The organism is Pantoea sp. X-Soil-ISGK-421, from assembly GCF_059730785.1.
In genome coordinates this window covers 3,255,981-3,281,185 of record NZ_AP035979.1, presented here as the reverse complement: position 1 = coordinate 3,281,185, position 25,205 = coordinate 3,255,981, and the positions used below count along the sequence as shown (strand labels likewise).

Annotated in this window: 22 protein-coding genes and 1 other RNA gene; 14 read left to right on the top strand and 9 right to left on the bottom strand. The window is 54.9% G+C overall.

Annotation, left to right across the window (positions count from 1 at the left end; all coding sequences use genetic code 11):
- The first annotated feature begins 16 nt into the window (after nucleotides 1-16).
- Nucleotides 17-640 (top strand): arginine exporter ArgO, encoded by a 624-nt coding sequence (argO, locus tag AC6I8K_RS15235; protein WP_497826992.1) that lies wholly within the window; start codon nucleotides 17-19, stop codon nucleotides 638-640.
- Here argO and AC6I8K_RS15230 read toward each other — a convergent pair.
- Nucleotides 637-2,895, bottom strand: a complete 2,259-nt coding sequence (locus tag AC6I8K_RS15230; RefSeq protein WP_497827256.1) for an FAD-dependent oxidoreductase — start codon at nucleotides 2,893-2,895, stop codon at nucleotides 637-639. The genes argO and AC6I8K_RS15230 overlap by 4 nt on opposite strands.
- 57 nt (nucleotides 2,896-2,952) lie before the next feature.
- Between AC6I8K_RS15230 and AC6I8K_RS15225 the strand changes: the two genes are divergently transcribed.
- Complete coding sequence (locus AC6I8K_RS15225; protein WP_483816092.1) at nucleotides 2,953-3,651, top strand: IclR family transcriptional regulator; 699 nt, start codon at nucleotides 2,953-2,955, stop codon at nucleotides 3,649-3,651.
- Here AC6I8K_RS15225 and AC6I8K_RS15220 read toward each other — a convergent pair.
- A complete protein-coding gene (locus tag AC6I8K_RS15220) occupies nucleotides 3,638-4,945 on the bottom strand; it encodes an MFS transporter (protein WP_483816091.1) in 1,308 nt (435 codons plus the stop codon). The two genes, AC6I8K_RS15225 and AC6I8K_RS15220, sit on opposite strands and share 14 nt — an antisense overlap.
- A gap of 218 nt (nucleotides 4,946-5,163) precedes the next feature.
- Between AC6I8K_RS15220 and AC6I8K_RS15215 the strand changes: the two genes are divergently transcribed.
- Entirely contained in the window at nucleotides 5,164-5,892 is a 729-nt protein-coding gene (locus AC6I8K_RS15215; RefSeq protein ID WP_064738112.1) for an oxidative stress defense protein, read from the top strand.
- 36 nt (nucleotides 5,893-5,928) lie between these two features.
- Here the strand turns inward: AC6I8K_RS15215 and AC6I8K_RS15210 are convergent, their stop codons facing one another.
- Nucleotides 5,929-6,834 carry a LysR family transcriptional regulator ArgP gene (locus tag AC6I8K_RS15210; protein ID WP_007890292.1) on the bottom strand — a complete coding sequence of 302 codons (906 nt, stop codon included), beginning with the start codon at nucleotides 6,832-6,834 and terminating at the stop codon, nucleotides 5,929-5,931.
- A gap of 181 nt (nucleotides 6,835-7,015) precedes the next feature.
- Between AC6I8K_RS15210 and rpiA the strand changes: the two genes are divergently transcribed.
- On the top strand, nucleotides 7,016-7,675 hold the full coding sequence (rpiA, locus tag AC6I8K_RS15205; protein WP_483816090.1) for a ribose-5-phosphate isomerase RpiA: 660 nt from the start codon (nucleotides 7,016-7,018) through the stop codon (nucleotides 7,673-7,675).
- Between the two features lie 279 nt (nucleotides 7,676-7,954).
- Nucleotides 7,955-9,193 carry a phosphoglycerate dehydrogenase gene (serA, locus tag AC6I8K_RS15200; protein WP_497826991.1) on the top strand — a complete coding sequence of 413 codons (1,239 nt, stop codon included), beginning with the start codon at nucleotides 7,955-7,957 and terminating at the stop codon, nucleotides 9,191-9,193.
- Nucleotides 9,194-9,232: 39 nt separating this feature from the next.
- On the opposite strand, the gene AC6I8K_RS15195 is transcribed toward serA, so the two are convergent.
- The 3 genes from AC6I8K_RS15195 to zapA all read right to left on the bottom strand — a co-directional run bounded on the left by AC6I8K_RS15195 (nucleotide 9,233) and on the right by zapA (nucleotide 10,506).
- Nucleotides 9,233-9,829: a 5-formyltetrahydrofolate cyclo-ligase gene (locus AC6I8K_RS15195; RefSeq protein ID WP_497826990.1), complete on the bottom strand. Its 597-nt coding sequence runs from the start codon at nucleotides 9,827-9,829 to the stop codon at nucleotides 9,233-9,235.
- 124 nt (nucleotides 9,830-9,953) lie between these two features.
- Nucleotides 9,954-10,137: non-coding RNA, 6S RNA (ssrS, locus tag AC6I8K_RS15190), on the bottom strand.
- A gap of 39 nt (nucleotides 10,138-10,176) precedes the next feature.
- Nucleotides 10,177-10,506: a cell division protein ZapA gene (gene zapA, locus AC6I8K_RS15185; RefSeq protein ID WP_007890288.1), complete on the bottom strand. Its 330-nt coding sequence runs from the start codon at nucleotides 10,504-10,506 to the stop codon at nucleotides 10,177-10,179.
- Nucleotides 10,507-10,676: 170 nt separating this feature from the next.
- On the opposite strand from zapA, the gene AC6I8K_RS15180 reads away from it, so the two are divergent.
- The 8 genes from AC6I8K_RS15180 (at nucleotide 10,677) to AC6I8K_RS15145 (ending at nucleotide 20,745) form a co-directional block, all read left to right on the top strand.
- The gene (locus tag AC6I8K_RS15180; protein ID WP_497826989.1) at nucleotides 10,677-11,258 is read left to right on the top strand and encodes a YecA/YgfB family protein; all 582 of its coding nucleotides are present in this window, start codon (nucleotides 10,677-10,679) and stop codon (nucleotides 11,256-11,258) included.
- 50 nt (nucleotides 11,259-11,308) lie between these two features.
- A complete protein-coding gene (gene pepP / locus AC6I8K_RS15175; protein WP_497826988.1) occupies nucleotides 11,309-12,631 on the top strand; it encodes a Xaa-Pro aminopeptidase in 1,323 nt (440 codons plus the stop codon).
- The gene (gene ubiH / locus AC6I8K_RS15170; RefSeq protein ID WP_497826987.1) at nucleotides 12,628-13,806 is read left to right on the top strand and encodes a 2-octaprenyl-6-methoxyphenyl hydroxylase; all 1,179 of its coding nucleotides are present in this window, start codon (nucleotides 12,628-12,630) and stop codon (nucleotides 13,804-13,806) included. The genes pepP and ubiH overlap by 4 nt, the downstream gene beginning before the upstream one ends.
- 20 nt (nucleotides 13,807-13,826) lie before the next feature.
- The gene (gene ubiI / locus AC6I8K_RS15165) at nucleotides 13,827-15,029 is read left to right on the top strand and encodes an FAD-dependent 2-octaprenylphenol hydroxylase (RefSeq protein ID WP_483816086.1); all 1,203 of its coding nucleotides are present in this window, start codon (nucleotides 13,827-13,829) and stop codon (nucleotides 15,027-15,029) included.
- 422 nt (nucleotides 15,030-15,451) lie between these two features.
- Nucleotides 15,452-16,549, top strand: coding sequence for a glycine cleavage system aminomethyltransferase GcvT (gcvT, locus tag AC6I8K_RS15160; protein WP_483816085.1), 1,098 nt, complete (start codon nucleotides 15,452-15,454; stop codon nucleotides 16,547-16,549).
- A gap of 21 nt (nucleotides 16,550-16,570) precedes the next feature.
- On the top strand, nucleotides 16,571-16,957 hold the full coding sequence (gene gcvH, locus AC6I8K_RS15155; RefSeq protein WP_064738103.1) for a glycine cleavage system protein GcvH: 387 nt from the start codon (nucleotides 16,571-16,573) through the stop codon (nucleotides 16,955-16,957).
- 99 nt (nucleotides 16,958-17,056) lie between these two features.
- Entirely contained in the window at nucleotides 17,057-19,930 is a 2,874-nt protein-coding gene (gene gcvP / locus AC6I8K_RS15150; RefSeq protein WP_483816084.1) for an aminomethyl-transferring glycine dehydrogenase, read from the top strand.
- Nucleotides 19,931-20,001: 71 nt separating this feature from the next.
- Nucleotides 20,002-20,745 (top strand): SDR family oxidoreductase, encoded by a 744-nt coding sequence (locus AC6I8K_RS15145; RefSeq protein ID WP_064738101.1) that lies wholly within the window; start codon nucleotides 20,002-20,004, stop codon nucleotides 20,743-20,745.
- 76 nt (nucleotides 20,746-20,821) lie between these two features.
- Here the strand turns inward: AC6I8K_RS15145 and AC6I8K_RS15140 are convergent, their stop codons facing one another.
- Together AC6I8K_RS15140 and AC6I8K_RS15135 are read right to left on the bottom strand one after the other, a co-directional pair.
- Nucleotides 20,822-22,261 (bottom strand): 6-phospho-beta-glucosidase, encoded by a 1,440-nt coding sequence (locus AC6I8K_RS15140; protein ID WP_497826986.1) that lies wholly within the window; start codon nucleotides 22,259-22,261, stop codon nucleotides 20,822-20,824.
- Between the two features lie 126 nt (nucleotides 22,262-22,387).
- Nucleotides 22,388-23,119 (bottom strand): MurR/RpiR family transcriptional regulator, encoded by a 732-nt coding sequence (locus tag AC6I8K_RS15135; RefSeq protein ID WP_064738099.1) that lies wholly within the window; start codon nucleotides 23,117-23,119, stop codon nucleotides 22,388-22,390.
- A gap of 179 nt (nucleotides 23,120-23,298) precedes the next feature.
- On the opposite strand from AC6I8K_RS15135, the gene trhA reads away from it, so the two are divergent.
- Nucleotides 23,299-23,952 carry a PAQR family membrane homeostasis protein TrhA gene (trhA, locus tag AC6I8K_RS15130; RefSeq protein WP_483816083.1) on the top strand — a complete coding sequence of 218 codons (654 nt, stop codon included), beginning with the start codon at nucleotides 23,299-23,301 and terminating at the stop codon, nucleotides 23,950-23,952.
- 92 nt (nucleotides 23,953-24,044) lie between these two features.
- Here the strand turns inward: trhA and ygfZ are convergent, their stop codons facing one another.
- Nucleotides 24,045-25,028, bottom strand: coding sequence for a tRNA-modifying protein YgfZ (ygfZ, locus tag AC6I8K_RS15125; protein ID WP_483816082.1), 984 nt, complete (start codon nucleotides 25,026-25,028; stop codon nucleotides 24,045-24,047).
- Between the last annotated feature and the right edge of the window lie 177 nt (nucleotides 25,029-25,205).

Below are 25,205 nucleotides of genomic sequence, written 5' to 3'. Positions count from 1 at the left end.
CTTCAGGATTCACTCTGTGTTATCTGTTTATTTACAAGGGCTTGCCCTTGGCGCTGCGCTGATTCTGCCGTTAGGTCCGCAAAATGCTTTTGTCATGAATCAGGGTATTAAGCGCCATTACCATCTGATGACCGCATCAATATGTACCCTCAGCGATATTGCACTGATCTGCGGTGGGATTTTTGGCGGCAGCGCGTTGCTTAATCAATCGCCGGTTTTATTGATGCTGATAACCTGGGCGGGCGTGGCGTTTCTGCTGTGGTACGGCTGGGGCGCGCTGCGCAGTGCGTGGCAGGGTGATGTGTCGCTGGCCTCTGATGCGGAGATAAAACAAGGACGCTGGCGCATCATCGCCACCATTCTCGCGGTCACCTGGCTCAATCCGCACGTCTATCTCGACACCTTTGTGGTGCTCGGCAGTCTCGGCAGCCAATTGCCATCAGCGGACGCGCGCCGTTGGTTTGCCTTTGGCACCGTGAGCGCATCAATAATCTGGTTCTTCGGCCTGGCATTGCTGGCGGCGTGGCTGTCACCACGGCTGCGCACCCTGCGGGCACAACGCATCATCAATTTGCTGGTTGGCGGCGTGATGTGGTTTATCGCCATGCAGCTGGCACGACAGGGCATTGCCGCTCTCTAATGCAGATGTAATCCGTACAGTGCAGGCAGCGCGCCTGCACTGGCGATCAACTCCAGCCGAATCTGGCTAAAACTCACGCCTTCTGGCACCACGTGATGACAGAGCGAATGGTGATTTTCCGTCACTTCAGCCAATAGCCTCTCATCCAGCCACAGGCGATAATGCGTGGTGCAGTGTGGCGTCACCGCCTGTGCATGGCCCATTTGCACGGTTTCCATCGCGTGATCGAAGTCATTATCGAACAGTAAGGTGAGGTGTTGTGCCTGCTGCGGCTCGGTCCATTGCCAGCTCACGCTGGGATGCGCATCATCCAGCGCCGGAACCCAGCTGTTGGTGTGCTGTTCCGGACGTAACCTGCCATTGAGCAGATAGTCGCGGTGCCAAAGTTGCAGCGGCGTCTCCAGTGCAAAGGCCAGCAAAATCTGCTGTGGCGCGCGGCGCGGTAGCCAGAAATCAAACTCATCAACACCGTAATCGCCATCGTTAATCTGACGTGTGCGTTTCGCCACGCGCGGATTCAGACTGTTGAAAACCATCATTACGCCCGGCAAGCGCTGGCTGGTCAACGCGACTTCAATTGCGGGGTTGTCCTCAAAGGCGATAAACACGTAGCGATCGCAATCGGCAAGATAATCAAAGCTCAGACGATAAGTGCCCGGTTGATCTACCGTGACCGTCTGCGAGGCGAGTTGACGGTCGCCGCAGGTATTGGCGGGATTAGCGCTGGTGAGCAGCGATACCTGCATTTTCTGCGCGTTTGTGACGCGTAGCTGTACGCTGATTGCGGGTAAGCGTTCACCCGCTTTAAGTGGCAGCAGCAGCGCACAGCGTGATTTCAGCGGTTGCCAACCGGCATCGGCGGGCAAGTCGCGCAGCTGCAAAGTGCTGCTTACCGTGACATGCGCATTTCGCACCGGATTCGACAGCCGATGCCGCGGAATAAATGCACCCTGGCGCAGCAAATGCTGCTGCAACTGTCCAACGCGTTCCGGCTGCGCCAGCTCGGTGGGTGTTAGCTGCTGTTGCTGGCAGATTGCGGCCGCACGTCCAACCACCTCGCCTAATACACCGCAGGTACACATCACACGGGCGCTACCGAAGGCGACGTGTGTCGCGGAGATCAGGCGACCAGTTAAGAACAGATTGTCCAGCGATTGACTGTAGAGCGCGCGGAAGGGAATGGTGTAGGTGCCTTTGCTGTGGAACTGGCGGCAGCCATCGTGTTCGCTGTACACACCGTCGGCTGGATGCAGATCAATCGACCAGCCGCCATAAGCGACGGCATCGTAATGATCGCGCTGCTCGATAATGTCCTGCTGGCAAAGCATCGTATCGCCGAGAAAGCGCCGACTCTCGCGCTTGCCAGGAATCAGGCCAACCCATTCGATGGTGAGGTTGTCGGCATCCGGGAATTCGCCAGAGTTTTTGATGTAATCCCACACGCCCCAAACAATTTTCCACAGTTCCCACTTGATGGTTTCGCTCTCATGCACGGTATCAAGGCGTCCGCCCCATTCCAGCCACCATAAATCGCAGCCGTTCAGTTGCGAACTGAGGCGTTTATAGCGCGGAATGGCGGTGATCTCTTTCAGTGCGAAAGAGGGCGGTATAAAACGCACCGGTTGCGCTACGCGCTGGGTGTAGAAGTAAATGGAGTGGCCGAGTTTGTGGCCGAAATTCTCGCCCGGTGCCATCTTCTCACCTAACTCTTCCACGGACTCAGCCCCAACGCGATGCGCTGCGCCGGCCAAATAGCCCAACACACCGTCGCCGCTGGCATCGATAAACTGTTGAGCCGAAACCTGATAACGCGTTTGGTTGATGGCATTAAACGCCTGTACCGACTGCAAGCGGCGGCCCGATTTTTCGATATCGGTAACAACCGTGTTGAGCAACAGCGTGAGACCGGGTTGTGATTGCACGAGATCCAGCAGCACCATATCAAACAGCACTGGATTGCCTTCTTTATTACGCCAGAGATTCTCCTCCATGATTTCGCCCATAATGCCGCCTTCACGCGCCCAACGGTTGTTGTTACCCATGTGTGAGGTGGCGCCGTTGGCCCATAGACGCACTTCGCTTGAGGCGTTGCCGCCTAACACCGGGCGATCCTGAATCAGCACCACGTCAAGGCCATCGCGCGCAGCGGCCAGGGCGGCACACACACCCGCGAGCCCACCCCCGGCGATCAGTAAGTCCGCTTGTAGCCGTTGTTGCGGAAAGTGGCGCACATTTTGTGAAGAGAAAGTCTGCATCATTTCATTCCTCTGACTCTAAGGCTAAGATTGGATTTTGCCCGCCGCAGGTGATCTATGTCTTCTCAACCCAACCAAAGCCTGATTGACGGTATTCGCTGCCTGCAATATCTGGTGTCCAGTGATAAAGCCGTAGGTTGTCGTGAATTGGCGCGCCAGATGGGGATGAACAGTACGCGCGTCAATCGTCTGCTGATGACCATGGCGGCGATTGGACTGACAACGCAGGATGAGCATCGCCGCTATCTGCCCGGCCCCGGCATTCACGCGCTGGCGGCACAGGCGATACGCGGTTCTTCGCTGTTTGCACAGGCGCTGCCGCAGCTGGAACGCCATGCACCGCGCGATATCGTGGTGGCGCTCGGCGTGCTGTGGGAAGATCAGGTGATCTACATCTGGCACTCCGAACCCGGTGAGCGCATCAACGCTAGCCAGGCGCTGGCGGGTTTTCGCATGTTGCCGGCTTGGCAATCGGTCATTGGCGTGTCGCTGCTGGCGGCGGAGAGTGATGAGTCGCTGCGCCCGCGTTTTAGCGACGAACAGTGGCGGCAAATTGCCCCGCTGCTGGCGCGCAAACGCGCCAGGGATTCTCTGATCTGGCATCGCGATGACGGTGAGATCAGCATGGCGCAGCCGATTGATAATAACCGTGCAGCATTGGCGTTCGCCAAAATCTGGCAGGGCGATGAGGCGCACCTCGCGCAGCGTTTGCAACAGCTGCAATCGCTGGCGCAAATTGTGATTAGCCCGCGCTAACATGATCGATTTTCCCGACAATAAACAGATAACTGCAGATGCCAATCCCGGCCAGTACGGCGATAAATGCCAGGGCGGGAGCGAAGTTGTCGCCATCAATGAGCGCCCCAATCACAATCGGTACAACGATGGATGACAGCGCACCGGTAAAGTTAAATACGCCGCCCGCCAGACCAATTAAATGGCGCGGAGCCAGAGCCGTCACAAATACCCAGGTAATGGTCGCCAGGCCGTTGCCGAAGAACGCTAGCGACATAAACAGAATGATGAGTGTGGAATCGTTGGTGTAATTGGCGCCGAGGATAAACAGCGTCAGGAACAGACCGAGGATTACCGGCAGCTTGCGCGCGACGCTGGCGGAGACACCGCGACGGATCATACGATCCGAGGCGAATCCTGCCAGCAGCACGCCGCAGAAGGCGGCGAAGTAGGGCACCGAAGCGACATAACCACTCTTAATAAAACCCATGTGGCGATATTCCACCAGATAGGTCGGAAACCAGGTGAGAAAGAACCAGAATGTGGCAGAAATGGTGAACTGACCAATATAGATGCCGACCAGTTTGCGGCTGCGGAACATCTGCGCCAGGTCGCTCCAGCGCGCTTTGGGTTGCTGTGTGTTTTGCCGGCTCTCCAGCAGCGCACCGTTGTTACGCAGATAGTTGAGCTCAGCTTCGGACACACCTTTATGCTGATTGGGTTCGCGGTAGAGCCAATACCACACCAGCGCCCACACCATACCCGCGAGGCCGGTAAGCAAAAACAGCCCGCGCCAGCCAAACGCATCCTGCAGATGAAACAGCAGCGGCGTCATACAGGCCAGACCAACAAACTGCGCTGAAGAGTAGATGCCGATAGCCGTAGCGCGCTCCTGCTCCGGGAACCAACTGGAGATCACCCGGTTGTTGGACGGCATTACTGGCGCTTCGAACGCACCCACGCCGAGTCGCAGACCAAACAGCGCACCAAAACTGTTGGCAAGCGCATGCAACGCGGTGATTAACGACCAGGCGAACAATCCCACGCCATACACCACGCGGGCGCCGAGCCGATCGATCAGAAATCCACCGGGGATCTGTAAAGCAGCGTAGATCCAGCCAAATGCGGAGAAGATCAATCCCATCTCCATCGGTGTGAAGCGTAATTCGCCTGCCATTTGCGTCGCGGCAACCGACAAGTTTGTCCGATCCATATAGTTGATAATGATGTTTATAAACACCAGACCGAGCATCAGAAAGCGCGTGCGTCCAGCGCGAACGCTGGTGGCAGTTTGGCTGAGCGGCTGTTCTGTCATATTGCACTCTCCCGAACTCTGTTTTGTTTCTTTAATAGAAACGTTTAACTGTTTTTTTGGCGAATCTGTGCAGCTAAATTTGCGATCGCGGCAACGCAAAAACAGCAGAGTGCCCGAACTTTTTGTTGATTCAAAACTCTGAGCATCACGCATGGTAATGTGTTTTGGGTTTAGCCATAGTGGCGACCTGCAAATTGAACCCCTCAAGGAGGACTTTCGTGAAACTAAAAGCATTGGCGCTGGCCGCCGTAATGAGCACGGGCGCGCTGTCCGGTTTCGTTCAGGCAGGCGAATTGCCGAATGGACCGCATGTGGTGACTTCTGGACAGGCAAGCGTTGATGCCACGCCAGATCTCGCGACGCTCGCTATTGTGGTGAATGTTTCGTCGAAAGACGCGGCGGAAGCGAAAAAACAAGCTGATGACCGCGTGGCGCAATATTTTGATTTCCTGCAAAAGAACGGTATCGAGAAAAAAGATATTGATGCGGCAAACCTCAGCACGCAGCCGGAGTACGATTACACCAAAGAAGGTAAGTCGGTGCTAAAAGGTTATCGTGCAGAGCGTCAGGTACAGGTGACGTTACGTCAGCTGGACAAGCTGAATGAGCTGCTGGATGGTGCGTTAAAATCCGGCCTGAATGAAATCCGTTCGGTAGAATTGGGTGTCGCGAATCCAGACAGCTACAAAGAGAAGGCGCGCAAAGTGGCGATTGCCAATGCGACACAGCAGGCAAGCGCACTGGCAGAAGGGTTTAACGCTAAGTTAGGTTCGGTTTACAGCATTCGCTACCACGTTGCCAACTATCAACCGATGCCGATGGCGCGCATGTATAAAGCCGCCGCTGCACCAGCCGATACCACTGCGCAGCAAACCTACGAGCAGCAGAGTATTCATTTTGACGATCAGGTGGATGTGGTCTTCGAAATTAAACCGAATACGCCGTAAGGTTTATGCGGGTCGCCAATGATGGCGACCCGATTATTACGCAGGCAAAACATCCTGACGCAGCACGCGATGTCCGTGCGCAATCAGTGCGTCGGTTACGCTGCGCATTAAGCGACTTTCCGGGGCAAATCGATGCCAGTACAGCATACGACGCTGATATAAACCTGGCGTCAAATCCACCAGCTCACCTTGCGCCAATTCCCGCTCAATCTGCAAATGCGGAATCATACAGCACACCGAACCTTGACGCGCCAGCTGCACAAAGGCCTCTGACGAGTTAACGATGTGGCAGGGCACGCTGCCCGGTGATAGGTCAAAATTCTGCTGCAAAAACGCCTGATGCATATCATCCAGATGATCAAACGCCACTGCCGGCGCTTTCAGCAGCGCAGAGCGCGTTACGCCATTCGGAAAATAGCGTGCAGCAAAATCAGGTGAAGCACAGAACAGATAATCGAGCGCGCCCAATTGATCCACTAAGCAGCTTGGCAATGGCTGCGGCTGGATACTCACCGCGCCAACCACTTCACCGCGACGCAGACGTTCCTGCGTGCGGGTTTCATCTTCTACCTGCAAATTCAGGCGCACCGGCGAATCGGCCAGTACATCCTTCAGCGCGGGGAGCAGCCAGGTGGCGAGACTATCGGCGTTGACCGCGAGCGACAGCAGCAGCGGCGTGGTTCCGCCATTATCGTCGCCCAGCCACTCCTCTTCCAGCAGCTCAACCTGATGCAACAACGCCAGCAGTTTTTGACCCTGCTCGGTTGGACGCGGCGGCACGGTACGCACCAGCAGCGGCTGACCAAATAAATTTTCCAGCTGTTTAATACGCTGCGAAACCGCAGATTGGGTAATGCAGAGTTTTTGTGCGGCACGCTCAAAGCCGCGCTCGCGAATCACAGCATCCAGCGCCTGAAGCGTTCGATAATCCGGGCGTTTCATTGTTGTTCTCTCTCGTTCAGGGTGGACATTACTATGCCATAAAACTGTCAAATTGTGCTGCGACGCTTTTTTGCGGGCTGGCTTCCAAAGCGTTAAATCGGCTGTCTAACAGTCGCGCTTTTTTACAGCGCCTTGTTTTATACTACGCGCACTTCGATGTCGCACAGGTTTTAAACATATCATGACCCAGGATGAACTGAAAAAAGCGGTAGGTTGGGCAGCGCTGCAGTACGTAGAACCAGGCACAATTGTCGGCGTGGGCACGGGATCAACTGCAGCGCATTTCATTGATGCGCTTGGCACCATGAAGAATCAGATTGAAGGTGCGGTTTCCAGTTCGGAAGCGTCAACGGCAAAACTGAAAGCGTTAGGCATTCATGTTTTCGATCTCAACGAAATTGATGAGCTGTCGATTTACGTGGATGGTGCTGATGAAATTAATCCGCAGATGCAGATGATTAAGGGCGGCGGCGCAGCGCTGACGCGTGAGAAAATCGTTGCGGCAGTGGCGAAAAAATTCATCTGCATCGCCGATGCTTCGAAAGAAGTTGATGTGTTGGGCCACTTCCCGCTACCGGTTGAAGTGATTCCCATGGCACGTTCGTTTGTGGCTCGTGAATTAGTCAAGCTCGGCGGCTTGCCGGAATATCGTCAAAACGTCATTACCGACAACGGCAACATTATTCTCGACGTGCATAATCTGCGTATTCTCAATCCTGGCGAGCTGGAAAAAACCATCAATGCGCTGCCGGGTGTGGTGACTGTTGGCTTGTTTGCTGACCGTGGCGCGGATGTCGCGCTGATCGGCACCGCTGACGGTGTGAAAACCATCGTAAAATGATCTGTCCGGCGCGCGTGATGCGCCGGTTATTTCCATCCGCAAAACATCTTTTCTCGCCAGGCTGAAATTTGGTGACTTATGTCACAAAAGATTCATCAGCAGTGAGTTCGTACTTCGTCCACCCAGGATGTCACGATTTTGTACGGCATTGTGCTGTCTCCGCGTGGGCGCGTGCTGGCGCCCAGGCAATCGTTTGTATTGCTGCGCACGAAATTTTTGATATTTTGACAGAAGGCTACCTTATGGTAGTCCTCATTGAATTCTGAATAGGGTCGGGAAATGGCAAAGGTATCACTGGAAAAAGACAAGATTAAGTTCCTGCTGGTGGAAGGCGTTCACCAGAGTGCGCTGGAAAACCTGCGTGCAGCAGGCTACACCAACATCGAGTTTCACAAAGGGGCGCTGGATGCGGAGTCGCTGAAATCCTCCATCCGCGATGCGCACTTCATTGGTATCCGTTCCCGTACCCAACTGACCGAAGAGATCTTTGCTGCCGCGGAAAAGCTGGTGGCAGTCGGTTGCTTCTGTATCGGTACTAACCAGGTTGACCTCGGCGCTGCAGCGAAGCGCGGTGTGCCGGTGTTTAACGCACCGTTCTCCAACACCCGTTCAGTTGCTGAACTGGTGATTGGCGAAATGCTGCTGATGCTGCGCGGCATTCCTGAAGCCAATGCCAAAGCGCACCGAGGTATCTGGAATAAAGTGGCGAACGGTTCGTTTGAAGCACGCGGCAAGAAACTGGGCATCATCGGTTATGGTCACATCGGCATGCAGCTGGGTGTGCTGGCCGAGAGCCTGGGCATGCACGTGTTCTTTTACGATATTGAAAGCAAGCTGCCGCTCGGTAATGCGACCCAGGTGCGCCATCTGTCCGATCTGCTTAATATGAGCGATGTGGTGAGCCTGCACGTTCCTGAAACGCAATCTACGCAGAATATGATTGGTGCTGAAGAGCTGGCATTAATGAAACCGGGTTCGCTACTGATCAACGCCGCGCGCGGTACCGTGATCGATATCCCAGCGCTGTGTGAGGCTCTGGCGAACAAACATTTGGGCGGCGCAGCGATCGACGTCTTCCCGGTTGAGCCTGCAACCAACAGCGAACCGTTTAACTCTCCGCTGTGCGAGTTCGACAACGTCATCCTGACGCCACACATCGGTGGTTCGACCCAGGAAGCGCAGGAGAATATTGGTCTGGAAGTGTCGGGCAAGCTGGCGAAATACTCGGACAATGGTTCTACGCTGTCTGCCGTTAATTTCCCGGAAGTTTCGCTGCCGATGCATGCGGCAAGTGTCAGTCGTCTGCTGCACATCCATGAGAACCGTCCGGGTGTGCTGACGGCTATCAACCAGATTTTCGCCGAGCAGGGTATTAACATCGCCGCGCAGTATCTGCAAACCACGCCGATTATGGGTTACGTGGTGATTGATATTGATGCTGAGCAGGATGCGGCGGATAAAGCGCTGCAGGCGATGAAGGCCATTCCGGGCACCATCCGTGCCCGTCTGCTGTACTGATTAAACAGGGCGCCCTTGGCGCCCTTTGTTTTTCCCTTCTTACGCTTCCCATTGCCACAGTTTTGATGGCGTCAGTATCGCGGGCAGCGGCACATCCCATGCGGCCACCGGCAGCGCTTCCACACGCTGACAATCGTGCGCAATCCCCACGGGAAGCAACCCATGTTGCTGCCAGTTTTGCAGCGTGCGGTCATAGAATCCGCCACCCATACCTAAGCGTTGGCCTGCATGGTCAAACGCCACCAGCGGCACCAGCATGACATCGAGCTGATCCAGCGTTGCCAGTTGTGTGATATCTAACGGCGGTTCCGGAATGCGTAGCTTGTTTGGCGTGAGTGAAGTTTCGGGTGTGTAACGGATGAACAACAGATTGCCTGGCGAGAAGGGATGTAGCACCGGCAGATAAACCTGCTTTTTATGCTGCCACAGTTTGGCGATCAGCGGGCGGGTGTTGATTTCACCGTCGACGGACAAAAACAGTGCGATACGATGCGCATTCGCGATTGGCGCAATATTGATGGCGTGTTCAGCCAACTGATCGGCAGCTTGTTCCTGTTGCTCAGACGTGAGATTACGGCGCAAATGGCGCACATGCTGACGGATGTCTTGGCGGTCGAGAAATGAGGGTGCTGACATGATATCCCCGGCAGAGTGAGCTGTTGCAGCCACTATATCATGATCATGAAAGCCGGGGGATTCGCGTCTGGGCTCATGTCGCCTTATGGCGACGTGAACATTTGCGAATCAAAACTACTAAATGGAGATCTCCGAGATGCCGCCGCAGGCTGTAACCCTTGAACCCTTGGTTCAAGGTGAACATGCCGTCACAACTATTAGGCTTCTCGGACGAACCGAGCATGCGCACAAATTGTGGAGCGTCACATTCTGTTGGTATGAAATATCGGCTCAGGGGACTGGCCCGCTTGCAAACATCTCAGAGAAAATTTACTTCACCGTCACTCTAGCATGAGGACCATGAAGTGTTATTCAAAATTAGGGCCCTGGCGATCAGTTATGCGACCTTGCTCAACTAACGCTTGTTCAATGGTCTGCTGCAGCATGCGGATACGTTGTTCCATATTTGCAGCATAGTCGCGCGTCTTACCTTTCTCTTGTGCCAACTCGTGGCAGATGTTTAACGCGGCGATGAACACCAGTTGCTCTGTATTGGTGACTCTAGTGCGAACTTTTAAATCTTGCAACCGTTGATTGAGATCCTCTGCGGCCAGATTCAGCGCATCTTGCTGTTCAGGCGGACAATTCACTCTCAATGAACGACCAAAAATTTGAATATCTACTGGTTGTGCAGACATGCCACCATCCTGACTGATTACTTCGATCGCATCTCCCTTACCGGTCAATGGTTTGGGAGGAGCGAAACTATATATACCCGAGTTATAAGTTACAACCCCTTTTCTGGAAACCCAGAGGCACCTGGTGGTAGCATAACACGAACTTATTCCGCCAACGACGACCAAAGCTTATGTCTTTACAGAACGCAACGCCTAGTTACAACGCGCTGGCCGCGGCCCTTTCTCAGCAGGGCGTGGGCATGACGCCAGCCGAAATGCACGGACTCCTTTCCGGGATTTTGTGCGGCGGCAATCAGGATGCCAGCTGGAAAACCATGGTTCACGATCTCACCAACGAAGGCATGGCGTTTTCGCAAAGTCTGTCGCAGCCGTTGCAGGCGCTGCATGAAAGCCTCGCCACCACGCTGGAAGACGAAGGCTTTATGTTCCAGCTGATGTTGCCGGAAGATGATGACATCACGGTATTCGATCGCGCGGATGCGCTGGCTGGCTGGGTAAACCATTTTCTGCTCGGTTTAGGCGTGACGCAGCCTAAGCTGGAAAAAGTAACCGGTGAAACGGGTGAAGCGATTGACGATCTGCGCACCATCGCACAACTCGGCTATGACGAAGATGAAGACCAGGAAGAGCTGGAACAGTCGCTGGAAGAGGTGATCGAGTACGTGCGTGTTGCCGCTCTGCTGTGCCATGACACCTTTACGCGTCAGCGTCAGCCAACGGCACCTGAAGTACAGAAACCTACGTTACACTAAATGCGTCAATGCGGGTACGTTGTGGCCCGTCTTCAACAGGGAGTGCAAACATGATTACTCTGGACACGTTCCAGCAACGTCGTCAGGCGCTGATTGCCCGCATGGCGTCAGGCAGTGCCGCTTTGATATTTGCTGCACCTGAAGTGACGCGCAGCAACGATACCGAGTATAACTTTCGACAAAACAGCGATTTCTGGTACTTCACCGGTTTTAACGAACCGCAGGCGCTGCTGGTTTTAATCAAAAGCGATGACAAGCATAACCACAGCGTGCTGTTCAATCGCGTACGTGACCTGACCGCTGAAATCTGGTTTGGTCGCCGACTTGGGCAGGATGCCGCACCAGCGAAACTGGGTGTTGATCGTGCTTTACCGTGGGATGACATGGGTGAGCAATTGCATCAACTGCTTAACGGCCTGGATATTGTTTATCATGCGCAGGGCGAATATGCAGAAGCGGATCAGCAAGTGTTTAGTGCGCTAGAAAAGCTGCGCCGCGGCTTCCGTCAAAATCTCAGCGCTCCAGATACGGTCACCGACTGGCGTCCATGGGTGCATGACATGCGCCTGTTCAAAAGCGCGGAAGAAATTGAGATTCTGCGCCGCGCCGGCAAAATTAGCGCGCTGGCGCACACGCGAGCGATGCAAGCCTGTCGTCCGGGCATGTTCGAATATCAGCTGGAAGGCGAAATTCATCACGAATTTAATCGCCACGGCGCGCGCTTCCCGTCTTACAACACCATTGTCGGTGCTGGCGAAAACGGCTGCATTCTGCACTACACCGAAAACGAATGTGAAATGCGCGATGGCGATCTCGTGCTGATTGACGCTGGCTGTGAATTCCACGGCTACGCGGGCGATATCACCCGCACCTTCCCGGTCAACGGTAAATTCAGCGAGCCGCAGCGCGCTATCTACGACATCGTGTTGGCATCACTGTACAAAGCGTTGTCGATGTTCCGTCCGGGAATCAGCATCCATGACGTCAATGACGAAGTGGTGCGCATCATGATTACCGGCCTGGTTGATCTCGGCATTCTCGATGGCAACATCGACACGCTGTTTGAAGAGCAGGCACACCGTCCGTTCTTTATGCACGGTTTGAGCCACTGGCTGGGGCTGGATGTACATGATGTCGGTCATTACGGCACACCGAGCCGCGACCGTATCCTTGAGCCGGGCATGGTGCTGACCGTTGAGCCTGGCTTGTATATCGCGCCAGATGCTAAAGTACCGCCGCAATATCGTGGCATTGGTATTCGTATTGAAGATGACATTGTCATCACCGTAAACGGCAATGAGAATCTCACCGACAGCGTGGTGAAAGATGCCGACGCGATCGAAGCGCTAATGGCGGCGGCACGTCACGCATGAGTATTGTGATTGCTGGCGGCGGCATGACCGGTGCGACTCTGGCACTGGCGATTTCACACTTGACGCAAGGCCAGCTGCCGGTGACGTTGATTGAGCGGATTCAGCCCGACAGCCGCGCGCATCCCGGTTTCGACGGACGCGCGATTGCCCTGGCGGCAGGCACGTGTCAGCAGTTAGCGGATATCGACCTGTGGCGCTCACTGGCAGACTGTGCCACGCCCATCACCGATATTCACGTTTCCGATCGCGGTCATACCGGTTTCGTCTCGCTGAAAGCGGAAGAACATCAGGTTCCCGCGCTGGGTCAGGTGGTCGAACTTTTTGATGTCGGTCAGCGGTTGTTTCAGCGCTTACAACAGGCGCCGGGTATCACTGTGCGCTGCCCGGACTATGTGACCTCGGTGTCGCGCACGGCGGATCAGGTGCACGTTACGCTAAACAGCGGCGAACAGTTGCAGGCGGCATTGCTGGTGGCCGCTGATGGTGCGCGTTCACCTTTGGGCGCGTCCTGCGGTATCACCTGGCAACGCGACGATTATCAGCAGTTGGCGGTTATCGCCAATGTGTCGACGCAGCTGCCGCATCAGGGCCGCGCCTTCGAGCGTTTTACCGAGCACGGCCCGCTAGCGCTGTTGCCAATGTCTGGCAATCGCATGTCGCTGGTGTGGTGCCATCCGCTTGACGCGCAAACAATGATTAAGCAGTGGGACGATGCGACCTTCCTGCAAGAATTACAGCGTGCATTTGGCTGGCGTCTGGGGCGTTTTACGCACACCGGTCAGCGCGAGCTTTATCCGCTGGCGCTGCAAACCGCCGAACGTCAGGTGACGCATCGTCTGGCGCTGGTCGGCAATGCGGCACAAACGCTGCATCCGATTGCTGGACAAGGCTTCAACCTTGGTCTGCGCGACGTGATGTCATTGGCAGAAACGCTGGCGGGCGCACATCGTCAGCAGCAGGATCCCGGCAGTTTCGCGGTATTGCAGCACTTTGCCGCGCGACGTCAGCCCGATCGTGCCGCCACCATTGGCGTCACCGACGGTTTAGTCCGACTGTTTGCTAACCGCTATGCGCCGTTGGTAGCAGGACGGAATCTTGGGCTGGTGGCGATGGACCATCTGCCTTGGCTACGAAATCCACTTGCCGCGCGCACGCTCGGCTGGGTTAAGCGTTAAGCACGAATTAAGGGGCAGCAATGCAAACTTTTGATGTGGCAATTGCCGGAGGCGGCATGGTGGGGTTGGCCGTCGCCTGCGGACTACAAGGCAGCGGCTTACGCGTTGCCGTGCTGGAAAAAGCACCCGAGCCACAGTTTGATCCGGCGGCAAATGCGTCGATTCGCGTCTCCGCCATCAACGCTGCCAGCGAACGCCTGCTACAAAAGCTTGATGTCTGGTCGAGCATTCTGGCTCTGCGGGCCAGCGCTTATCACGGCATGGAAGTGTGGGATCAGGACAGCTTCGGTTCTATTAGCTTTGATGATGAGCAGCAGGGTTTGTCGCATCTTGGCCATATTATTGAAAACGAGGTAATTCATAGCGCGTTGTGGCAGCGCGCCAGCCAGAGCAGCGATATCGCGCTGTTTGCCCCGGCGCAGTTGCAGCAAGTGGCATTTGGCGACAACGAAGCCTTCATTACGCTACAAGATGGCAGCATGATGAGCGCGCGTTTACTGGTTGCTGCCGACGGCGCGAATTCGTGGCTGCGCGATAAAGCCGATATTCCACTGACTTTCTGGGATTACGAGCATCACGCGTTGGTGGCGAACATCCGCACCGATATGCCGCATGATGCCATTGCGCGTCAGGTATTCCACGGCGACGGTATTCTGGCCTTCCTGCCGATGCAGGATCCTCACTTATGCTCAATCGTCTGGTCGCTCTCGCCGCAGGAAGCGGCGCGCGTGCAATCGATGCCGGAAGCGCTGTTTAATCAGCAGCTATCGGTAGCGTTTGATATGCGTCTTGGTCTGTGTCAGGTCGAGAGCGAACGTAAAACCTTCCCGCTGACGGCGCGTTATGCGCGCAACTTTGCTGCGCACCGTTTGGCGCTGGTCGGCGATGCCGCCCACACCATACATCCGCTGGCCGGACAAGGCGTGAATCTGGGCTTTATGGACGCGGCTGAACTGATAGGTGAAATTCGCCGACTTCATCAGGAAGGTAAAGACATTGGTCAGCACCTTTATCTGCGTCGCTATGAACGCAGCCGCAAGCATAGCGCGGCGATGATGCTGGCGGGGATGCAGGGTTTCCGTGAGCTGTTTGCCGGCACCCATCCAGCGAAAAAGCTGCTGCGTGATGTTGGCCTCAAGCTCGCCGATACTCTACCGGGCGTCAAACCGTTGATGCTGAAACAGGCGATGGGGTTAAACGATCTACCCCGCTGGATACGCTAATCACATCTGCCAACGGCGCCCAAATGGGCGCCGTTTTTCTTTGCTGCACCGCAATGATGCAACACTGCACCGCAATCGCGCCTCGTTTGATTTATTCTAATTTCACCCCTTAATTCGCATTAGATTAATTCATGTCTTGGCAATGCGAATGCCGGACCATTTCTTAATCCTGTGGCGTCTATTCCCTCATTTTGCTGCATGAAAGTAATTTAGTCGTATTTTGTGCGAGGCTAATCACAATAATGCAGTGATTTATGCTGGTGGCTGTTCGGTGGTTCGTTGAAAGGTGGTAGTGTTTCACCCTCGTTTTCCTCATGGTTAATTGCCGCATTAGGTGATAACTTCAGCATAAAGAGAACGTTTGCGTCCGCCTGTTAAGGCGACGCAGGCGCGTCACACTCACTTGTATTCACAGGATGGTTATGACTCAGCAAACGCCTCTATTCGAACAGCATCAGGCAAGCGGTGCGCGCATGGTGGACTTCCACGGTTGGATGATGCCGCTGCATTACGGCTCGCAAATGGATGAGCATCACGCGGTGCGTAACGATGCCGGCATGTTTGATGTTTCCCACATGACCATTGTCGATCTGCGCGGTGCGCGTACCCGCGAATTCCTGCGCTACTTGCTGGCCAATGATGTCGCCAAGCTAACCCAGCCAGGCAAAGCCCTCTACACCGGCATGTTAAATGCCTCCGCTGGCGTCATTGATGATTTGATTGTTTACTTTATGAGCGAAGATTTCTTCCGTCTGGTGGTCAACTCCGCCACGCGTGAGAAAGATTTGGCGTGGATCAAACAGCATGCACAGCCGTTCGGCGTGGAGCTAATTGAGCGTGACGATTTGGCGCTAATTGCGGTGCAGGGCCCGAACGCGCAGCAAAAAGCGCAAACGCTGTTCAGTGCCGCTCAGCGTGACGCCGTTGCTGGCATGAAGCCGTTCTTTGGCGTACAGGCGGAAAACCTGTTCATCGCGACCACCGGCTATACCGGTGAAGCGGGCTACGAGATTGCCATGCCTGCCACGGAAGCCGCGGCTTTCTGGCAGCAACTGTTGGCCGCAGGTGTTAAACCGGCGGGTCTGGGGGCACGTGACACGCTGCGCCTGGAAGCGGGCATGAACCTGTATGGTCAGGAGATGGATGAAGGCGTTTCGCCGCTGGCCGCCAACATGGGCTGGACTATCAGCTGGGAACCTTCCGACCGTGATTTCATCGGCCGTGACGCGCTGCAAGCACAGCGCGAAAAAGGCACCGAGAAGTTGGTTGGTCTGGTGATGACCGAAAAAGGGGTGTTACGTAACGGTTTGACTGTGCGTTTCACCGATGAACAAGGTCAACCGCAGCAAGGTATTATTACTAGTGGATCCTTCTCACCGACGCTGGGTTACAGCATCGCGCTGGCGCGAGTGCCAGCCGGAGTGGGTGAACAGGCGATTGTGGAAATCCGCAACCGTGAAATGCCCGTGAAAGTGACTAAACCGATTTTTGTTCGCGCCGGTAAGCCGGTCGCCCAGTAATTTTTTCAGGAGAAATGGCCAATGAGCAATGTGCCAAGTGAATTGAAATACCGCGATAGCCACGAGTGGGTCCGTAAAGAAGCCGACGGCACCTTCACTGTAGGTATCACTGAACACGCACAGGAACTGCTGGGCGATATGGTGTTTGTCGACCTGCCAGACGTTGGGGCGACTTTCGCTGCCGGTGATGACTGCGCTGTTGCAGAGTCGGTGAAAGCCGCGTCTGACATCTATGCGCCGCTGAGCGGTGAAATTGTTGCCGTAAATGACCAGCTGGGTGATTCACCAGAGTTAGTCAACAGCGCGCCGTACGCCGATGGTTGGCTGTTCCGCATCAAGGCCAGTGACGAGTCAGAACTCGACGCCATGCTGGATGCGGATGCCTACAAAGCCGCGATCGACGAGTAACCGGTAGTTGCAGAAGGTGGCGCGCTGCGCCGCCTTCTTTTTTATCTGCCTGATTTAACGCCATTTTTGTAACCCAGCCCGATTCAGGATTTACTGCAAATGACCCAGACTCTCAGCCAGCTTGAACATAACGGTGCTTTTATTGAGCGCCACATCGGTCCTACGCCGGAACAACAGGCCTTAATGCTGGAAGCGATTGGTGCCCGTTCGCTCTCCTCATTGATCAGTTCTATCGTGCCTGCCGACATCCAACTGCCAGGCCCGCCTGCAGTGGGCGACGCCGCGACCGAGCAGCAAGCGCTGGCAGAGCTGAAAGCCATTGCCAGTCAGAACCAACGCTACAAATCCTGGATCGGCATGGGCTACAGCGCGGTGATTACACCGCCGGTCATCCTGCGCAATATGCTGGAAAATCCAGGCTGGTACACCGCTTATACGCCGTATCAGCCGGAAGTGTCGCAGGGACGTCTTGAGGCGTTGCTGAACTTTCAAACCCTGACGCTGGACCTTACTGGTCTGGACATCGCATCTGCGTCACTGCTGGACGAAGCAACCGCGGCTGCTGAAGCGATGGCAATGGCCAAACGTGTCAGCAAGCTCAAAACCGCCACTAAATTCTTCATCGCCAATGACATCCACCCTCAGACGCTGGATGTGGTGCGCACCCGCGCAGAAACCTTTGGGTTTGAACTGATTATTGATAGCGCTGACAAGGCGCTGGATCACGACGATCTGTTCGGTGTGTTACTGCAACAGGTTGGCACCCACGGCGAAGTACACGATTACCGCTCACTGATCGCCGAGTTGAAAAGCCGCAAAGTGGTGGTGAGTGTGGCAGCTGATTTTATGGCGCTGGTGCAGTTAGAGGCGCCAGGCAAGCAGGGCGCAGATATCGTCTTCGGTTCTGCCCAGCGTTTCGGCGTGCCAATGGGCTACGGCGGACCGCATGCTGCTTTCTTCGCTAGCCGCGATGAACATAAACGCTCGATGCCAGGCCGCATCATTGGTGTATCACGCGATGCGGCCGGTAATACCGCGCTACGCATGGCGATGCAAACCCGCGAGCAACATATCCGTCGTGAGAAAGCCAACTCCAACATCTGTACCTCGCAGGTGCTGCTGGCGAATATCGCCGGCCTCTATGCGGTGTATCACGGTCCGGTTGGTCTGAAACGCATTGCATCACGTATTCATCGTCTGACCAGCATTCTGGCCGCGGGCCTGCAAAATGGCGGCCTGAAGCTGCGCCACAACAGCTGGTTCGATACGCTGACGGTTGAAGTGAGCGATAAAGCGGCGGTGCTGAACCGTGCGCAGAGCTTTGGCGTCAACTTGCGCAGCGATATCCATAATGCCGTTGGCATAACGCTGGATGAAACCACTGCACGTGAAGATGTGCTGGCGCTGTTCGCGATTCTGCTGGGCGATGCACACGGCCAGGACATTGATGCGCTGGATGCAGCCGTAGCTGCGGAAAACAGTGCAATTCCGGCCGGTCAGGTGCGTGAGAGCGCTTTCCTGACGCATCCGGTGTTCAACCGTCATCACAGCGAAACCGAGATGATGCGCTACATGCACAGCCTGGAGAAAAAAGATCTGGCGCTGAACCAGGCGATGATCCCACTCGGTTCGTGCACCATGAAACTCAACGCGGCGGCGGAAATGATTCCGATTACCTGGCCGGAATTCGCCGAACTGCATCCATTCTGTCCGGCTGAGCAGGCGTCTGGCTACCTGCAGATGATTGGCCAGCTGTCGCAATGGCTGGTGCAACTGACCGGCTATGATGCGCTGTGCATGCAACCGAACTCGGGCGCACAGGGCGAATACGCCGGTCTGTTGGCGATTCGTCGCTACCATGAAAGTCGCAACGAAGGCGGCCGTAATGTCTGCCTGATCCCAAGCTCAGCACACGGCACCAACCCGGCGTCAGCGCAGATGGCGGGTATGTCAGTTGTCGTTGTGGCCTGTGATAAACAAGGCAATATCGATCTTGGCGATCTGCGTGAGAAAGCCGCGCAGGTGGGTGAGCAGCTGTCGTGCATCATGGTGACCTATCCATCGACGCACGGCGTTTACGAAGAAACCATCCGCGAAGTGTGCCAGATCGTGCATCAGCATGGCGGTCAGGTGTATCTCGACGGCGCCAACATGAACGCACAGGTCGGTATCACCACGCCAGGCTACATCGGCGCGGACGTATCGCACCTCAACCTGCATAAAACCTTCTGCATCCCGCACGGCGGCGGCGGTCCGGGTATGGGCCCAATCGGCGTGAAAGCGCATCTGGCGCCGTTCGTGCCAGGTCACAGTGTGGTGCAAATTGATGGCGTGCTGACACAGCAAGGCGCGGTTTCTGCCGCACCGTTCGGTAGCGCATCGATTCTGCCAATCAGCTGGATGTATATCCGCATGATGGGCGCGGAAGGCCTGAAGCAGGCGAGTTCGGTGGCAATTCTGAATGCCAACTACATCGCCAGCCGTCTGCAATCCGCCTATCCGATTCTGTATGCGGGTCGCGATGGCCGTGTTGCGCACGAATGTATTCTCGACATCCGTCCGCTGAAAGAGCAAACCGGCATCAGTGAACTGGATATCGCCAAACGTCTAATCGATTACGGGTTCCACGCACCCACTATGTCATTCCCGGTCGCGGGCACGCTGATGGTGGAACCAACGGAATCGGAAAGCAAAATCGAGTTGGATCGCTTTATTGATGCGATGCTGGCCATCCGTATGGAAATCGACCGAGTTGCCGATGGTGAGTGGCCGCTGGAAGATAACCCTCTGGTGAACGCACCGCACACGCAGACAGAAATCGTCGGTGACTGGGCGCACCCGTATACCCGCGAATTGGCGGTGTTCCCGGCAGGCAGCGCCAACAAATACTGGCCGACGGTCAAACGTCTTGATGATGTCTTCGGCGACCGCAACGTGTTCTGCAGCTGCGTTCCGATGAGCGAATACCAATAATCAGGCTAAACTCTGATATCTGACAACATCCTAAGGGCCGACCATTCGGCCCTTTTGTTATTGGAGGCAAAATGGATCTGGCTTTGGTTACCGGCGGCAGCCGCGGAATTGGACGTGCAACCGCGTTATTGCTGGCACAGGCGGGTTATCGCGTGGCGATAAACTTCCGCCAGCGTGAAGCCGAAGCAGCCAGCGTGGTGGCGGAAATTATAGCGCAGGGCGGTAGTGCCTTTGCGCTGCAGGCCGATATTGCCGATGAGGCGCAGGTTATGGGTATGTTTGCCCAGTTAGATCAGCAAGAGGGCGTACTGCGTGTGCTGGTGAATAACGCCGGCATTTTGTTTACCCAATGCCGCGTTGAAGAGTTGGATGCCGAACGTATTCAGCGTGTGTTTGCTACCAATGTCACCGGCACGTTCATCTGCTGCCGCGAGGCGGTAAAACGCATGGGCACACATCGTGGTGGCACAGGCGGTGCTATCGTCAATGTGTCATCCGCCGCATCGCGTCTCGGTGCGCCGGGTGAATATGTAGATTACGCCGCCTCGAAAGGGGCAATGGATACGCTGACCAAAGGTTTGTCGCTGGAAGTGGCGGCGCAAGGCATTCGCGTTAACAGCGTGCGGCCTGGCCTTATTTACACTGAAATGCACGCCGATGGCGGCGAACCAGGCAGAGTCGATCGTCTGGCGAGCATGTTGCCAATGGGACGTGGCGGTCAGGCTGAAGAGATTGCTGAAGCGATTGTCTGGCTGGCGAGCGATGCCGCGTCTTACGTGACCGGTACCTTTATTGATGCCGCTGGCGGACGGTAATAAGCGTTAAAGCGACTGCAATGCGTAGCGGCGCAATGTATTGCATGATAAATCGCGCCGCGAAGGTTATTGCGATTTAGAGTTTTTCACCGTTGCTGGCGATCACCTGCTGATACCAGGCAAAACTCTTCTTCTTCGAACGGGCAAAGGTGCCGCTGCCATCGTCATGCTTATCCACATGGATAAAGCCATAGCGTTTACTGTATTGGCCGGTGGTGAACGACACGCAATCTATGCAGCCCCACGGCGTATAGCCGAGCAAATCCACGCCATCCAGCGCTACCGCTTTCTTCATCTCTTCAATGTGCGCGCGCAGATAATCGATGCGGTAATCATCCTCGATCACCCCTTGCGCATTTGGCTTATCAATTGCACCGAAGCCGTTCTCAACAATAAACAGCGGTTTCTGGTAACGCTCATACAGCGAGTTCAGCACATAACGCAGGCCAACCGGATCAATCTGCCAGCCCCAATCGGATGCCTTCACATGCGGATTCGGCACCACGCCTTCAAAGCCAGTAATCGGATCGTCAACGCCGCTGGCTTGGGTGTTCACCGCGTTGCTCATGTAGTAGCTAAAGCCGATATAATCACAGCAGCCCTGACGCAGCGTCTCCGCATCGTCCGCTTCCATCTCAATGTGATACCCCTTGCGCGCCCACTCTTTCAGGGTATACGCCGGATACGCGCCGCGCATCTGCACATCGCTGAACACATAGCGCTGATGCATCGATTCCTGAGCTAGCATCACATCATCCGGATGGCATGAGAACGGATAGACCGGCACCATGGCAATCATGCAGCCAATCTGGAAATCAGGATTGATTTCATGACCGCGCTTCACCACTTTGGCACTGGCTACGAACTGGTGATGCATCACTTGATACATTGTCTGTTCCGGCTTGTCATGCTCGGTAAACACCACGCCAGAACAGCAGTAGCCGAACAGCGGATATTGCCAGTTGCGCTGGTTATTGATCTCGTTGAAGGTCATCCAGTATTTCACTTTGTGCTGATAGCGCGTCATCACCACGTCGCTGAAGCGTACAAAGAAATCCACGACTTTGCGGTTGGTCCAGCCGCCGTACTCTTTTATCAGGTGATAAGGCATTTCAAAGTGGGAAAGCGTAATAACCGGTTCGATGCCGTATTTCAGCAGCTCATCAAACAAATCGTCGTAGAATTGCAGGCCTGCTTCGTTGGGTTGCTGCTCGTCGCCATTAGGGAAAATGCGTGTCCAGGCGATTGAGGTACGAAAGCATTTGAATCCCATTTCAGCAAACAGCGCCACATCTTGCTGGTAATGCGAATAGAACTCGACTGCCTGATGGTTAGGATAAAATTTACCGGGCTGTACGCCGTCGGTAATAACGCGCTCAACACCGTGCGCGCCGCCGGTCAGTATATCGGCAATACTTACGCCTTTGCCGCCCTGATCCCAGCCGCCTTCTACCTGATGCGCGGCCACCGCGCCACCCCAAAGAAACCCTTTTGGTAATTGCAATCCTTCACTCATCGGCGTACCTCATTACACTGTTTGCGAAATTTGAAATTGCCCGCAGTGTAACAAGCGACTTAGTAAAGTCACGATATAACACCGTGAGCAATATGTGACTTGTCACGGCGAGAAAACAGGGTGTTTTTAAAGTGAAATAAAGCGGGAAATAGCGCGGCCCAGTGTTTCCAAAATATACATCACAGGCACTTGTGTGGTGATATCCAGGCGGTCACCCAGCTTAATTTGCGGCATATGATAAGAGAGATTGAAATCGGCCATTTTCGCCAGTGAACAGCTTTCGTTGTTGGTAATCGAGATTATTTTGCAGTGATGTAGACTGAACTGGCTGGCAAAGCGCAGGATCTCTTCAGTCTCACCAGATACTGACAAAATAATCGCCAGCGCATTTTCGTAGGCGCTAGCGCTCACTGGATAATAAGGATCGTCGATGTGAAGGCTAAATTTACCAATATTGGAAAAGAAACGCGCACCATATTTCCCCAGACTGCCTGAGGTACCGGCACCAATAAAGAAAATATGTTCAGCCTGTGTAATCATCTGCGCAGCCTGAGCAATCTGCTGATCAAACTCGTCGTTATGAATACTTTTAAAGAAGCTGAGCATGTCGCCGACGCCGGAAGGCATTACCACCGGTACGGTTTGCTCCTGCGCCAGGCGAAAACGGATGCGAAACTCAGACCAGCCGTCGCACTGTAGCTTGCGACAAAAACGCAGCACGGTGGTGGTTGAAACGCCAGCCTGCGCGGCCAGCTCGCGAATCGTCATATAACTGACACTTTCCCGGTGTTTGATGATGAAGTGATAAACCTGCATCTCAAGGTCATTCAGGCGGGATAGATCGCGGTGTGAAAACATGCGGGCGGCGCTCAGCTAGAAAATGAGCGTGTAGTTTAACAGATTGCTTTAGCGCCTGGCTGTCACACACCTTCACAGATTTATTTTAGCGTACATGTGTACTCTGAAATTCATCTTCGTTACTCTGGTTGCTCAGAAATAGCACACTCGCTTTTTCCGTTGTTCAGGAATCTCCCCTCATGGTACAGACCCGAATGATTAACCAGGGCTATTCATTGGCAGAAGAGATCGCCAATAGTATCAGCCATGGAATCGGCTGCATTTTTGGCATCATCGGCTTGGTGTTAATGTTGACACAAGCCGTTGAATCTCAAGCTAACCTTACCGCAATTACCAGTTACAGCTTATACGGCGGCAGCATCATTTTGTTGTATCTTGCCTCCACGCTGTATCATGCCATTCCGCATCAGAAAGCCAAATACTGGCTGAAGAAATTCGACCATTGCGCCATCTATGTGCTGATCGCCGGTACCTATACGCCATTTTTACTGGTGGGGCTAAATTCACCGCTGGCACAGGGCTTGATGGTGGTGATCTGGAGTCTGGCGCTGTTAGGTATTTTGTTCAAAATCGCCTTTGCCCACCGCTTTGAAGCGCTGTCGTTGGTGACCTACCTCGGTATGGGTTGGTTATCATTGGTGGTCATTTATCAACTGGCGATCAAACTGTCACCGGGCGGGATTTGGTTGCTGGCAGCTGGCGGGATTGTCTATTCGCTGGGGGTGATTTTCTACGTCTCACGCCGCATTCCTTATAGTCACGCTATCTGGCATGGCTTTGTGCTCGGCGGCAGCGTGCTGCACTTTTGTGCGATCTATTTTTATGTGATGTAACTTGCGGCCAGGTCGCCATGTATGGCGACCCTACAACAGAACCGCGTGGATTTCGGAGGGTGCGCCTTGATGCGCACCTGGAACAGCTTCAATCAATCTGCTAATGAATACGGCAGCGGCTGAATGGTCAACTTGCCACTTTCGTCGCCTTCCACGCGCAAAACGCTTTCCGGCTCTAAATCGTTGTTCATCACGACTTGTACCCAAACGCTGCCATCATCCAACTGCACGCCGCTCAGTACCGTACCGGTGCGGCGCCATTTGTCGCCCATCTGCAGCTCCAGTGAACCGCCAACGTCCGGAACTTTACTGGCTTTACCCGCCAGCCAATACAGCGCGCGTTTGTTCGCGCCGCGGAATTTAGCGCGCGCCACCATCTCCTGCCCGGTATAGCAGCCTTTTTTAAAGCTGATGGCATCCAGCGCCTGCAGGTTAGTCGCTTGTGGAATCAGTTGCGCGCTGGTGGTGCTCTCAATCACCGGAATGCCCGCTTCGATATCCAGCGCCAGCCATTGCAGGCTATCGTTGAACTGCGCTTCACCCGCCAGCTTTTCTTTCAATGCATTCGCCTGCTCAAGCGTAGTCACTAACAGGAAACGCTCGGCGGGCGCTGCAAACCAAAGAAGCGTGCTTTCATCTTGCTGTACCACCGGCGTTTCGGCATCCGGAAGCGTGCTGAACACGCCCGCCAGCGCGGCGCGCGCCTGAAAACCGGCGACGCCCAGCAGCACCGCTTCATCGTCAGCGACGATGGTGACTTTAGCGAACACCGCGTACTTCTTCAGTTCGGTCAGCTGCTGCTCACGCAGGTTGCGACGCACCACGTAAGCGTAACCTTCAGGGCGATGGAACAGGCGAATGTTGCTCCACATTTTGCCCTTAGCATCGCAGTGCGCGGCAGGACGATGTTGCGTCTCGCTCATGGCCGCGACATCCAGCGTCAGCTGACCTTGCAGATAAGACGTGCTGTCATTGCCCTGCACCTTCACCAGCGCCCATTCATCGAGCGACATCAGGGTTAATGGCAGGCGTGACGATGCAGCGGGCTGGCGAGGTGGAAGGGTAAAAATCGACATAGGTCTTTCCTGATTAATAAAGGTATCCAGCTGCCAATGGTAAAAGAGCAGGGCGGCTTTGCAACCTGTTTACTGAATCGGGCGCACAAATCGCGTGATACCCAGTGCAAATTGAGGGATGTAACGCCGAGGCGTGGCACAGTGATAAGCACAGCGCCTGCAGCGAGAAAAAAAAGC

Excerpts from the sequence above, each read along its gene's own strand:
- AC6I8K_RS15230 (WP_497827256.1), bottom strand. The coding sequence starts at position 2,895 with ATGCAGACTTTCTCTTCACAAAATGTGCGCCACTTTCCGCAACAACGG.
- AC6I8K_RS15225 (WP_483816092.1), top strand. The coding sequence starts at position 2,953 with ATGTCTTCTCAACCCAACCAAAGCCTGATTGACGGTATTCGCTGCCTG.
- AC6I8K_RS15220 (WP_483816091.1), bottom strand. The coding sequence starts at position 4,945 with ATGACAGAACAGCCGCTCAGCCAAACTGCCACCAGCGTTCGCGCTGGA.
- AC6I8K_RS15210 (WP_007890292.1), bottom strand. The coding sequence starts at position 6,834 with ATGAAACGCCCGGATTATCGAACGCTTCAGGCGCTGGATGCTGTGATT.
- rpiA (WP_483816090.1), top strand. The coding sequence starts at position 7,016 with ATGACCCAGGATGAACTGAAAAAAGCGGTAGGTTGGGCAGCGCTGCAG.
- serA (WP_497826991.1), top strand. The coding sequence starts at position 7,955 with ATGGCAAAGGTATCACTGGAAAAAGACAAGATTAAGTTCCTGCTGGTG.
- AC6I8K_RS15195 (WP_497826990.1), bottom strand. The coding sequence starts at position 9,829 with ATGTCAGCACCCTCATTTCTCGACCGCCAAGACATCCGTCAGCATGTG.
- zapA (WP_007890288.1), bottom strand. The coding sequence starts at position 10,506 with ATGTCTGCACAACCAGTAGATATTCAAATTTTTGGTCGTTCATTGAGA.
- AC6I8K_RS15180 (WP_497826989.1), top strand. The coding sequence starts at position 10,677 with ATGTCTTTACAGAACGCAACGCCTAGTTACAACGCGCTGGCCGCGGCC.
- pepP (WP_497826988.1), top strand. The coding sequence starts at position 11,309 with ATGATTACTCTGGACACGTTCCAGCAACGTCGTCAGGCGCTGATTGCC.
- ubiH (WP_497826987.1), top strand. The coding sequence starts at position 12,628 with ATGAGTATTGTGATTGCTGGCGGCGGCATGACCGGTGCGACTCTGGCA.
- ubiI (WP_483816086.1), top strand. The coding sequence starts at position 13,827 with ATGCAAACTTTTGATGTGGCAATTGCCGGAGGCGGCATGGTGGGGTTG.
- gcvT (WP_483816085.1), top strand. The coding sequence starts at position 15,452 with ATGACTCAGCAAACGCCTCTATTCGAACAGCATCAGGCAAGCGGTGCG.
- gcvH (WP_064738103.1), top strand. The coding sequence starts at position 16,571 with ATGAGCAATGTGCCAAGTGAATTGAAATACCGCGATAGCCACGAGTGG.
- gcvP (WP_483816084.1), top strand. The coding sequence starts at position 17,057 with ATGACCCAGACTCTCAGCCAGCTTGAACATAACGGTGCTTTTATTGAG.
- AC6I8K_RS15145 (WP_064738101.1), top strand. The coding sequence starts at position 20,002 with ATGGATCTGGCTTTGGTTACCGGCGGCAGCCGCGGAATTGGACGTGCA.
- AC6I8K_RS15140 (WP_497826986.1), bottom strand. The coding sequence starts at position 22,261 with ATGAGTGAAGGATTGCAATTACCAAAAGGGTTTCTTTGGGGTGGCGCG.
- AC6I8K_RS15135 (WP_064738099.1), bottom strand. The coding sequence starts at position 23,119 with ATGTTTTCACACCGCGATCTATCCCGCCTGAATGACCTTGAGATGCAG.
- trhA (WP_483816083.1), top strand. The coding sequence starts at position 23,299 with ATGGTACAGACCCGAATGATTAACCAGGGCTATTCATTGGCAGAAGAG.
- ygfZ (WP_483816082.1), bottom strand. The coding sequence starts at position 25,028 with ATGTCGATTTTTACCCTTCCACCTCGCCAGCCCGCTGCATCGTCACGC.